At 43.1% G+C, this 11,684-nt stretch carries 13 protein-coding genes and 1 rRNA gene; all 14 read right to left on the bottom strand.

Features of this window, described 5'->3' with window-relative positions; translation table 11 throughout:
• Positions 1 to 90: ribosomal RNA gene (locus AAGG74_RS23240) — 16S ribosomal RNA — on the bottom strand; the annotation flags it as partial.
• 377 nt (positions 91 to 467) lie between these two features.
• Positions 468 to 1,967, bottom strand: coding sequence for a lysine--tRNA ligase (lysS, locus tag AAGG74_RS23235; RefSeq protein ID WP_429677366.1), 1,500 nt, complete (start codon positions 1,965 to 1,967; stop codon positions 468 to 470).
• A gap of 91 nt (positions 1,968 to 2,058) precedes the next feature.
• Positions 2,059 to 3,060, bottom strand: coding sequence for a tRNA dihydrouridine synthase DusB (gene dusB, locus AAGG74_RS23230; RefSeq protein ID WP_225493096.1), 1,002 nt, complete (start codon positions 3,058 to 3,060; stop codon positions 2,059 to 2,061).
• Positions 3,061 to 3,073: 13 nt separating this feature from the next.
• A complete protein-coding gene (locus tag AAGG74_RS23225; protein ID WP_162103325.1) occupies positions 3,074 to 3,292 on the bottom strand; it encodes a helix-turn-helix domain-containing protein in 219 nt (72 codons plus the stop codon).
• Positions 3,244 to 3,747, bottom strand: coding sequence for a 2-amino-4-hydroxy-6-hydroxymethyldihydropteridine diphosphokinase (folK, locus tag AAGG74_RS23220; RefSeq protein WP_162103324.1), 504 nt, complete (start codon positions 3,745 to 3,747; stop codon positions 3,244 to 3,246). Before folK ends, AAGG74_RS23225 begins: the two co-directional genes overlap by 49 nt.
• A complete protein-coding gene (folB, locus tag AAGG74_RS23215; protein WP_003242079.1) occupies positions 3,744 to 4,106 on the bottom strand; it encodes a dihydroneopterin aldolase in 363 nt (120 codons plus the stop codon). The genes folK and folB overlap by 4 nt, the downstream gene beginning before the upstream one ends.
• Positions 4,099 to 4,956, bottom strand: coding sequence for a dihydropteroate synthase (gene folP, locus AAGG74_RS23210; RefSeq protein WP_162103323.1), 858 nt, complete (start codon positions 4,954 to 4,956; stop codon positions 4,099 to 4,101). The genes folB and folP overlap by 8 nt, the downstream gene beginning before the upstream one ends.
• A complete protein-coding gene (gene pabC / locus AAGG74_RS23205; RefSeq protein WP_225493097.1) occupies positions 4,938 to 5,819 on the bottom strand; it encodes an aminodeoxychorismate lyase in 882 nt (293 codons plus the stop codon). The genes folP and pabC overlap by 19 nt, the downstream gene beginning before the upstream one ends.
• Entirely contained in the window at positions 5,819 to 6,403 is a 585-nt protein-coding gene (gene pabA, locus AAGG74_RS23200; protein WP_162103322.1) for an aminodeoxychorismate/anthranilate synthase component II, read from the bottom strand. The genes pabC and pabA overlap by 1 nt, the downstream gene beginning before the upstream one ends.
• Before the next feature lie 13 nt (positions 6,404 to 6,416).
• Complete coding sequence (locus tag AAGG74_RS23195) at positions 6,417 to 7,829, bottom strand: anthranilate synthase component I family protein (RefSeq protein ID WP_429677364.1); 1,413 nt, start codon at positions 7,827 to 7,829, stop codon at positions 6,417 to 6,419.
• A gap of 160 nt (positions 7,830 to 7,989) precedes the next feature.
• Positions 7,990 to 8,916: a cysteine synthase A gene (gene cysK, locus AAGG74_RS23190; RefSeq protein WP_162103320.1), complete on the bottom strand. Its 927-nt coding sequence runs from the start codon at positions 8,914 to 8,916 to the stop codon at positions 7,990 to 7,992.
• A 75-nt stretch (positions 8,917 to 8,991) separates the two neighbouring features.
• A complete protein-coding gene (locus AAGG74_RS23185; protein WP_429677362.1) occupies positions 8,992 to 9,885 on the bottom strand; it encodes a peptidyl-prolyl cis-trans isomerase in 894 nt (297 codons plus the stop codon).
• 49 nt (positions 9,886 to 9,934) lie between these two features.
• A complete protein-coding gene (gene hslO, locus AAGG74_RS23180; RefSeq protein WP_162103318.1) occupies positions 9,935 to 10,810 on the bottom strand; it encodes a redox-regulated molecular chaperone HslO in 876 nt (291 codons plus the stop codon).
• An 11-nt stretch (positions 10,811 to 10,821) separates the two neighbouring features.
• Entirely contained in the window at positions 10,822 to 11,598 is a 777-nt protein-coding gene (locus AAGG74_RS23175; RefSeq protein WP_225493091.1) for a type III pantothenate kinase, read from the bottom strand.
• Between the last annotated feature and the right edge of the window lie 86 nt (positions 11,599 to 11,684).

The raw sequence follows: 11,684 nt of genomic DNA, 5'->3' as shown, positions 1-11,684 counted from the left end.
AGGGAGCAAGCTCCCATCTGTCCGCTCGACTTGCATGTATTAGGCACGCCGCCAGCGTTCGTCCTGAGCCAGGATCAAACTCTCCATGAAGTAATGGAGCGCAGATTAAGTTCATCACATCCTGTGACAACATCTGCATGACCTGCATTGTGCAGGCCCCTGACTACGCACATCTCTGTGCGTTTTTTTTAAAACTGAATTAACAGGTGCGTTTTGTCTTGTTTAGTTTTCAAAGATCATTTTGTTTCGTTTGCCGACTTCGTTTGAGCGACTTTATTATTATAACTCGATGCCTAAGTGAAGTCAACAACTTTTTTGAATTTCTTTTTTTCGTTATCGCCTTGTTTAGCGGCAACGAATAATAATATACCACCTTATAAATAATAGTGCAATAGTTTTTCAAAAGAAACATTTAGAAATTTAAAAAGAGCGGATCCCTTCATTGAGAAAGGATGCGCTCTTCTTTATTAGCGTTGTCTCATTTGCGGGAATAATAGCACGTCGCGAATAGAAGGAGCGTTCGTCAGCAGCATAACCAGTCGGTCGATACCGATACCTAAGCCTCCTGTTGGCGGCATTCCGTATTCCAGTGCTTCTACAAAGTCTTCGTCCATTAGATGAGCTTCATCATTACCGGCTTCACGCTCTTTCAATTGCTCTTCAAAGCGTTCTCTTTGATCAATAGGATCATTTAGCTCTGTAAATGCATTTGCATGTTCACGGCCAACGATAAACAGTTCAAAACGGTCTGTAAAACGCGGGTCCTCTGGATTTTTCTTCGCTAGAGGAGAAATTTCTACAGGATGACCATAAATAAATGTCGGTTGAATAAGCGTTTCTTCAATTTTTTGTTCGAAGAATTCATTGATAATATGACCTACTGTCATAGAGTCTTTAATCTCGACGCCATGCTCTTTTGCATACTCACGCGCCTGCTCAACCGTAATCTCTTCCCAGAAATCCACACCGGTTGTTTCTTTAACTGCGTCAACCATATGAATTCTTTTCCACTCAGGTTTAAGGTTGATTTGTTCTTCACCATATTGGATTGTAGTTGTTCCAAGAACTTCTTGGGCGATATGAGCAACAAGGTTTTCAGTTAAGCTCATAATATCTTTATAGTCCGCATATGCTTCATATAACTCAATCATCGTGAATTCAGGGTTATGGCGTGTAGAGACACCCTCATTACGGAAAACACGGCCGATTTCATAAACTTTTTCTAAGCCGCCGACGATCAGGCGCTTTAGGTGCAATTCGATTGCAATACGCATGTAGAGCGGAATATCTAACGCATTGTGGTGCGTAATAAATGGACGGGCAGAAGCTCCCCCAGGAATGCTGTGCATAGTCGGTGTTTCTACTTCTAAGTATCCATGATCATCAAGGTATCTTCTCATAGCTTGAATAATCTTGCTTCGTGTGATGAACGTATGTTTGCTCTCCGGATTTACGATAAGATCCAGATAACGCTGACGATAGCGCTGCTCAACGTCTTTTAGACCATGGTATTTATCAGGGAGCGGACGAAGTGCTTTTGTCAGCAATTCAAAAGAAGTTGCTTTAACAGACAATTCGCCTACATTTGTTTTGAAGACTTTTCCAGTCACTCCAATAAGATCGCCGAGGTCTGAAGACTTGAAGATTTCGTATTGTTCGTCACCAACACTGTCTTTTCTTACATAGATTTGGATTTGACCCTCTAAATCTTGAAGATGCGCAAAGCCAGCTTTTCCCTTGCCGCGTTTTGTCATCATACGGCCTGCGATTATGACTTCAATCGCTTTTTCTTCTAACTCTTCTTTTGTTAGCTCTTGATATGCTGAAATAACTTCCTGAGACTGGTGAGTTCTTTCAAAACGCGCGCCGAATGGATCGATGCCGTTATCTCTCAGCTGATTCATTTTTTCTCGTCTGACTTGCAGCTGGTCGTTTAATTCTTCATGGTTATGCTCTTCTTGACTCATTATTATCACTCCATTACAGATATTGTACATAAAAAAAGCAGAAAAACTGCCAGCGCAAAAACTGGCAGTGAGCAGCAAACAGAGATGAGTATTAACCTACTTTTGCTTCTTGAAGCTCTTTTGCCTCAGCTTCAACCACAAATGCATCTAATAGCTGTACAAGCTCTTCTCTTGTCTCGCAATGATTGATTCCATTACGAACCTCCGCATTGCCTCTAACGCCTTTCAGATACCATGCAGCATGCTTTCTCATTTCTCTTACCGCTACGTTTTCACCTTTTAAGTTAATCAGGCGGTCAAGGTGCAGTTTACATACCGCCATTTTTTCGCGTACTTGCGGCTCTTCTTTTAATTCACCTGTTTCCAGGTATTGAACCGTACGGTAAATCATCCACGGGTTGCCCAGTGCGGCGCGTCCGATCATGACACCGTCTACTCCTGTTTCATCGAGCATACGTTTAGCATCCTGCGGCGTCTTGACATCGCCGTTTCCGATAACCGGAATCGATACTGATTGTTTTACTTCTTTAATAATGTCCCAGTTTGCCGTTCCTTCGTACATCTGAACTCTTGTACGGCCGTGAAGCGCCACTGCTTTTCCGCCCGCGCGCTCTACAGCCTGTGCATTTTTCACTGCGAAAACATGGTCTTCGTCCCAACCCATTCTCATTTTCACTGTAACTGGTTTATCAACGGCATCCACTACTGCAGAAACCATTTCGTAAATTTTATCAGGATCGAGAAGCCATCTGGCACCCGCGTCACATTTTGTAATCTTCGGCACAGGACATCCCATATTAATATCAATAATATCAGCAGTTGTGTTTTGATCTACAAACTTGGCCGCTTCCACAAGGGTATCTTTCTTCCCTCCAAAAATTTGAAGGCTGAGCGGTTTTTCACGTTCATCAATGTAAAGCATGCCCATGGTTTTTGCATTGTTGTAAAGGATTGCTTTATCACTGACCATTTCAGCGCATACCAATCCGGCTCCAAATTCCTTTACAGTCAATCTGAATGCTGAATTGCAGACACCAGCCATAGGGGCAAGCACAACCCTGTTTTTCAATTGAATATCCCCGATTTTAAACATCTTTGACCTCCCTTCATTTATTATCTTTTTCTGGCGGCGCAAATTCGTCCGCGCTTATATTTAAAACATCTGCTGCACCTTGAATGATGGCAGCTGACGGCAATCGGTTTCCGCGTTCAATTTCGCCGAGAATAGAAACTGATATACCTAACGCTTTTGCAAATCCTTCTTGAGTATAACCTTTCAGCTTTCTGAATGCACGAATTCGTCTACCCCAGATTTCTGCCTCCATACTCTTACACCTTCTTGGTTTGTTTCCGCGCTCGTTGCCTCTGCTTCAACCTGCGGGCATATCTCCGCAAGCGGCGCAAGGACAAACAAACGCTCATACATTCTCGGATGCGGAACTATTAGTTGCTCTGTTTCAATATTTTCACGATTAAACAGCAAAATGTCAAGGTCTGCCGTCCGCGGTCCCCATCTTACTTCTCTTGTTCTGCCTAGTTCATTTTCTATATGCTGGGTCAGTTCAAGAAGTTCAAAAGGGTTCAGCGATGTCTTGATTTCAACAGCCATATTTAAGAATTCATCTTGGTCTTCGTATCCGACCGGGTCAGTTTCGTAAATGGACGACACTTTAGTGACTGTCACTGCATCATGCTGATGCAGCAATGCCACCGCTTGCCTTAAATACGTTTCTCTATTTCCAATGTTGGATCCAAGTGCAATATAAGCTATGTTGTTCATGATTTTTTTCTCGTGATTTCAATTGCTACTGATTTATAGTGTCCGGGAATCGGCGGGTCTGGCTTAATCACTTTCACAGTACATTGCTGCACTGGCTGAAATTTTTTGAGCACCGTGTCTGCAATGCGTTCTGCCAGCGTTTCTACTAATTTTACAGGCTCCCCTTCTACGATATCCTTACATACGTGATAGAGCTCAGCGTAGTTAATTGTTTGTTCAAGGTCATCTGTTTGTCCGGCTTTGCTTAAATCCAGCTCAGCAGTTAAATCCACTTTAAATCGCTGCCCTAGCTTATTTTCTTCTTTGAATACACCGTGGTATCCGTAAAACTCCATGCCTTCTACGTAGACTTTATCCATGGTGCACCCCTCCCTTATTCAGCATTACGTCCATCATTTTCGCCATTCTGGCAATTTGTTTCACATCATGGACCCTGACAATGTCGCAGCCTTTTTGAATGCCGAGACACACAGTTGCACCCGTTCCCTCAGCCCTCTCCTCGGGCGGAAGATCAAGAACATGCCCAATGAACCTTTTTCGGGAGGTTGCCAGAAGAACTGGATACCCCAGTCCGCTCAAAATCTCGAGCTTGTTCATCACTGCCAGGTTATCATGATAGGTTTTCGCAAACCCAATGCCCGGATCAAGGATAATGTTTTTCTCCTCTACTCCCGCCTCAACAGCGATTTTTACACTCTCCATTAAGTCCGACAGCATATCCGGTAATAAGTCATCGTAATTTCTTTTAGGGCGGTTATGCATGAGTACAATGGGAACATTGTGTGCGGCTGCAACGGAAGCCATTTTCGGATCATGTTTCGCACCCCAAATATCATTGATGATGGATGCGCCGGCTTTCACAGCTTCATCTGCGACAGAAGCCTTGTACGTATCTATAGAAATCGGCACGCCCAGTTCTTTTGTGATCCGCTCAATCACCGGGATGACTCTGGACATCTCTTCATCCTCAGTCACGAATTCAGCGCCAGGCCTTGTCGACTCTCCTCCAATATCAATAATATGAGCACCGTCATCGATCATCTCTTGCGCGTGCAAGACTGCCTTGTCCAAGCTGTCATATTTTCCGCCGTCCGAGAAAGAGTCAGGCGTTACGTTTAAAATCCCCATCACCAGTGTCTTCTCTTTATATGATAAAGCGCTGGGTCTTGTCTGGATTACTTGTGTTTGGTCTATCGTTTGCTGCGCCATTCTCTTCCTCCCTTTTCATAAATCATGTTCTTTATTTCTTTTTTATATAGCGTTTGAAGAGCAGAGACTGCTTCTCCGCTTTGGCCCGCATAATTTGCTTCGTCTATTTTAGTGAACGGGATGATTTCAAGAACCGAGTTCGTCATCCACGCTTCATCAGCTGCCAAAAGAGATTCTTGCTCATATCGTCCCGTTTTGAGATCGAGCCCTATCTTCTTAGCATTTCCCATAACAAAACGTCTTGTGACACCGTCCAGAATACCTGTATCAAGTGACGGGGTATAAATACAGCTGTCTTTCCGCCAGAAAACATTTGATATGATGCCCTCGGCAACAGCTCCATCCTCCGTTAAGAAAATCCCTTCAATACGAGGATCATTTCCGATTTCTCTTTTCGCATACATATTATTTAAATAATGATGAGATTTTAACCGAAATGGCCCCTCTGGTGTGTTTCTCCGTAACGATAAAATCTTTCCTTCTTTTTGCGAAGGAAGGCTTTCTGGTTTCAGCTGGTTCATAAAGCATAAAACGGTGGGCTTATCATATGTCTGGGAGACAAAGCCTTTGTCACTGATCCCGGCTGATATGTCCAGTCTTACGCGGGCATTGCCATCCTTGATATCATTCAGTCGAAGCAGCTTGTCCAGCATCTCATGAATCTCATGCTTCGAAACAGTATATTCAATTTGCAGATCGTTAAGCGCCCGCTCAAGCCTTTTTATATGCCAATCAAATAAAAATGGACAGCCCTCGTAGAGCCTGAAGGTTTCGAAAACACCGATCCCATATAAAAATCCATGGTCAAAAGGAGAAAGAACTGCATCTTTCTCCTCTATATACCGGCCGTTCATATATATCATCACGCAATAACATCCTTGCGGTATGTCTCAATGAAATTTCTGAGCATTTCTTTCCCAAAAGAAGTCATAATAGACTCCGGGTGAAATTGCACACCCTCAATCGGGAGATCATTGTGGCGAATCGCCATAATTTCTCCTTCTTTCGTTTCGGCTGTTACTGTAAAGCAGCTTGGCAGGGTCTCAGGTTTTACGATCAGCGAGTGATAGCGAGTCGCGACAAGAGGGTTTTTTAAACCTTCAAAAATCGTCTTGCCATCATGCTTAATATCAGAGGTTTTCCCGTGCATAAGCCGTTCTGCCCTAATCACGTCACCGCCAAACACTTGGGCGATGGACTGATGTCCGAGGCATACACCAAAAACGGGAATTTTCCCTGCAAAGTGTTTAATAGCTTCAAGGCTGATCCCCGCCTCATCAGGACTGCACGGACCAGGTGAAATCATTAGAAAGTCCGGAGACAGTTCTTCAATTTCTTCGATTGTGATTTCGTCATTGCGTTTCACAATCAATTCTTCCCCGAGCTCGCCCAAATACTGTACCAAGTTGTACGTGAATGAATCGTAGTTATCAATCATTAAAATCATTTCTCCGCTCACCTCATCTAATTTTTGTCTCTTCTTTGCTCAGCTTTAACGCCTTTTGCATCGCAAAAGCTTTTTTGAACGATTCTCTGTATTCATGCTTTGGAACGGAATCAATCACTACTCCTGCGCCGGACTGCATAAAAGCCTTTCCTCCGGTTGCGTAAATGGTTCGAATGACGATATTAAACTGCAAATCATGATTATATCCGAACCACCCTATAGATCCAGTATAAAGCCCTCGGCGTGTCGGCTCAAGTTCTTCTATAATTTCCATCGTTCTTACTTTGGGAGCACCTGTAATGGTCCCGCCGGGAAATACGGCGTGAATAATGTCTACAGCATCGTATCCGTCCTGCAGTTCGCCTTGGACGTTAGATACAATGTGCATCACATGCGAATATTTTTCAATCGCCATGAACTCGTTCACACGCACAGACCCGTAACGTGATACTCGTCCCAAATCATTTCGCTCAAGATCAACCAGCATGACATGTTCAGCACGTTCTTTTTCATTATGGATTAATTCATTTGCCAGTGCTTCATCTTCTTCATCCGTTACCCCTCTGGAACGGGTGCCCGCAATCGGCCTCGTCTCTAATAGCTTGCCTTTTTTGCTGACAAGCAGTTCAGGCGATCCGCAAATAATTTGGAAATCAGGTGTTTCTAAATAGGCCATGTAAGGAGAAGGGTTTACTGCTCGCAGGGTCTTGTAAATTTGATATGGATGGGCAGACAGTGACTGGGACTGCCTTATTGATAAATTGACTTGAAAGACATCTCCGCTGGCAATGTACTGTTTGATTTTCTCTACAGCTTGTGAAAATCCTTCCTCAGTAAATGGCGCTGCAAAGGAGCCATCTATTTCATTGTTCCTCTCTCGCGAAGAGACAGCAGGAATCTCAGACAGCCACATTCGTTCCAACTCGTTTAACTTCACATCAGCAGAGTTGTTATCAGTGCCATTCATATGAGTAATCAGCCATAGAGTCTCTTCTTGATGGTCATAAACTGCTATATCATCAAAAACAAGAAAATAAATATCGGGTGTTTCAAGATCATCTAATGAAAGCATTTTAAAATTTTCAATGTAACGCGCGTAATCATAGCTGAGAAACCCGATTGCCCCGCCTTGAAAATCCGGAAGCTCGTGATCTGTTTCTGTTTCCAGCGTTTGAAACCATTTGTGGAAGGCGCGTAATGGATCACCTTCTTCAAAAAGCACTTCGCCTCCATGCTTAATAGTGGTCATTCCATCTTTACCTTTTACAGTTGCAATTGGATCAAGACCGGCTATGCTGTATCTGCCGCCTCTTGCGCTTTCAAGAAGCACATGCTGTTTTCTGGATTGTGCAAGTTTTTCAAATTGTTGTAAGAATGAGTCTTTTTGAAAGGTAATTTTTTTGCCTGCCGGTCTGCGTTGTGCCATTTATATCATTCCTCTATTTTCTTTTTTCTTGTTTTTTATTGTAAAGCAATCTTGTTAGTGAAAAAAGTGAATTTCTTTTCCAAGAATAACATTCGTCGCAAACAGGACATATTTGATGCACAAATATAAAAAAACTCCCGGCGGGCCGGGAGTTTGCTTTTTAATCGAATTGATACAGCGGCGTGCTTAGATAACGTTCGCCGTTACTTGGAAGGATGGCTAAAACCTTTTTGCCTTTTCCGAGTTTTTTCGCTACTTGAAGAGCCGCATAAATTGCTGCACCTGATGAGATGCCTCCGAGAATTCCTTCTTCACGTGCAGCTCTGCGTGCATACTCGAATGCTTCTTCATTTTTCACAGGGAAGATTTCATCATATACTTCAGTGTTTAAGATGTCCGGCACAAATCCAGCTCCGATTCCCTGAATTTTATGAGGGCCCGGCTTTCCTCCTGAAAGCACTGGCGAGTCTGACGGTTCAACAGCGTAAATTTTGATGGAAGGATATGCTTCCTTGAGAACTTCGCCCGCTCCCGTAATCGTTCCGCCTGTGCCGATACCTGCCACAAATGCGTCAAGCTGGTCATCACCGAATTGCTCAACGATTTCTTTACCTGTGGTTTGGCGGTGAACTTCTGGGTTAGAAGGGTTATTAAACTGCTGAGGCACAAAGTATCCGTGCTTTTCAGCAAGCTCTTCAGCTTTCTGAATCGCGCCTTTCATGCCTTCCGCTCCAGGAGTCAGCACAAGCTCGGCACCGTATGCGCGAAGAAGGTTGCGGCGCTCCATGCTCATTGTATCAGGCATAACCAAAATGGCTTTTAATCCTTTAGCAGCAGCAACCATCGCAAGCCCAATTCCTGTATTTCCGCTTGTCGGTTCAATGATTGTATCACCGGCTTTTAATTTTCCTTCTTTTTCAGCGGCTTCAATCATAGCTAATCCGATACGGTCTTTTACGCTGCTTCCAGGGTTCATGTATTCAAGCTTTAGGTATACATCCGCACTGTTTTCGTCTGCTAGGCGATTTAATTTAACGATTGGTGTATTCCCAATTAATTCAGTAATGGAGTTTGCTACACGTACCATTCTCGACACCTCAATTTCCGACTATTTGTATTGGTATTATGTATATAATCTATCAATTTCAAAATTTTTTGTCAATCACTTAGTACTTTTTTCCCCATAAAACCATGATACATCGGCTTCTTTCCAAAGAGTTTTGACGGTCGCCTTATCGCCTAGCTGATCCATTGCGATTTGCCTTCTAATCTGATCCTTTACTTCATCATATGAGAATGTTCTTGCCTTTAGTTTTTCTTTCAGCTGAATCACAGCATATCCGTTACTGACTTTTATCGGTTTTTCGGACCATTCATCCGCTTTGAGTGTTTTTGCTTCTTCAATATATGCTGATGGAATGTTGTCTGATGCTTCTGTGACAAAGCCTAAGTCTCCGCCGTATGATGAGGTATACCTATCTGTAGACCTTTCTGCCGCGATAGCTTCAAAGCTTGATCCGCCTTTCAGCTCTTTCAAAACCTCACTCGCTTCTTCTTCATTTTTCACAACAATATGCCGAATTCGATACGAATCATCAAACTGATACAGTTCTTTATTTTTATTATAGAATGATTTCAATTCTTTGTTTGAGATATCAATATCCCTTGTTAACAATTCTTCAAGGAGGATATTATAACGAATTTGGTCTTTCCACTCTTTTCCGGTTGTGTGTTCGTCTTCGTAAAAGGAATTGTTGACTGCTTTAACCAACAAAAACTCACGATCAATTTCATTTTTAGATACTTTAAGGTTGTTCTTTTTGGCTAGCTGCTCAACGACTCGGACATTAATCATATCTTCAAGCGTCGACTTTCCATATTGGTCTTCCATTTCTTTCAGCCATTCTTCTCTTGTCACGCTTTTGTCTCCGATCGTCGCAATAGACTCACCGGACGGCGATGCGCCAGTTTGGGATTTCGTCAGCGTGTATGCAACTGAAATACAGCAAACTAACAGCACCCCTAAAATAATGGTCCAGATTGTTCTTGATTTCAAACCTGCTCTCAGCCCCTTCTCTTCATTTCAAAAAAACCCGCTAATGAGCTTAGCGGGTAGTTTGGTCACAAAGCCCTTCCAGCTCTTCTTTTGTAAATAAGTACTTTTCATTACAAAAATGGCATACTGCTTCGGCTTGTCCATCTTCTTCTATCATATCTTGAATTTCTTTTTTGCCTAGTCCTAAAATGGCTGTTTCGAAACGTTCTTTTGAACAAGGACAATGGAATGAAACAGGCATCGTTTCCAAAATCTCAGGCTTCTCGCCTAGAACCTCTTCTAAAATTTCTTCCGGTGTCAGCCCTTTTTGGATGAGCTTTGAAATTGGCTCTACTTGAGATAGGCGCTGTTCAATTCTTGTGATGGTTTCATCGTCAGTTCCCGGCATAAGCTGAATAATAAAGCCTCCTGCCGCAAGAATCGAGTTATCAGGATTTACGAGCACACCTACACCCACTGATGAAGGAACCTGTTCAGATGACACAAGATAGTAAGTGAAATCATCTCCTAGTTCTCCTGAAACGATTTCTACCTGTCCTGTGAAGAACTCGCGCAAGCCTAAATCTTTTACAACGCTTAATGTGCCGCTAGTTCCAACTGCACGTCTGACATCAAGCTTACCCTGTTCATTTAAATCAAAATGAACTTGCGGGTTAGAGACGTATGCTCTGACTTCCCCTTTTGCATTGGCATCAGCTACAATGGCTCCGATCGGTCCTCCGCCCTCGATTTTCACTGTCAGCTTATCTTCGCCCTTCAGCATAGCACCGAGCATAAGTGAAGCTGTCATTGTCCGTCCCAGAGCAGCGGATGCTGTCGGCCACGTACCGTGGCGTCTTTGTCCCTCATTTACCATATCTGTTGTTTTCGCTGCATAAGCGCGGATTTTTCCGTCATACGCAAGTGCTTTTACTAAATAATCCATTACAAAACCTCCTATACACTTCCTACGCGGTTTCGTTCGTAAATCAATTCCAGCCCTTTTAAGGTTAAGAAAGGATCCACGATGTCTATACAATCTGATTCGTTTGCAATGAGCGGCGCAAGTCCTCCCGTCGCAATAACCTTTGGTTCCTGCTTTACCTGCCATTTCATCCGCTTGACGATTCCTTCTACTTGACCGACATAGCCAAATAAAATCCCAGATTGCATCGCGCTTACAGTGTTTTTTCCGATAATATTGTCAGGCCGGGTGATTTCGATGCGCGGAAGCTTTGCCGCACGTGAATAAAGCGCCTCTGTCGAAATCGTAATCCCAGGAGCAATCGCCCCGCCCATGTATTGTTTGTTTTCATCAATATAGCAGTACGTTGTGGCAGTTCCGAAATCGACAACAATTAACGGATTGCCGTATAAATGTATCGCCGCAACTGCATTTACGATTCTGTCCGCTCCCACTTCTTTGGGATTATCATATTTTATGTTTAAACCTGTTTTCACACCCGGACCGACAATTTGCGGTTCGATATGAAAGTATTTTGTGCACATTCTTTCTAAAGCAAACATAATCGGCGGCACTACTGACGAAATGATAATGCCATCTATCTGTTCAAACATAAGCCCGGAATGCTCAAATAAGGAGCGCAAAACCATTCCAAACTCGTCCTCTGTTTTATGCCTGCTTGTTTCTATACGCCAGTGATATTCTAATTTTCCATCATGATATACACCAAGTACAGTATTGGTGTTCCCCACATCGATAACCAGCAACAATCTCTATCACCACTTTTGAATAGTTTCTCTCTTTACTTTTTACAAACATTCTACAATACAATACACGATCAGCGGCTCTTTTGTAA

This window comes from Bacillus mexicanus, from assembly GCF_050445615.1.
Taxonomy (GTDB): Bacteria; Bacillota; Bacilli; order Bacillales; family Bacillaceae; genus Bacillus; species Bacillus mexicanus.
The sequence above is the reverse complement of the archived record's forward strand: the minus strand, read 5'-3'. Positions and strand labels throughout refer to the sequence as shown.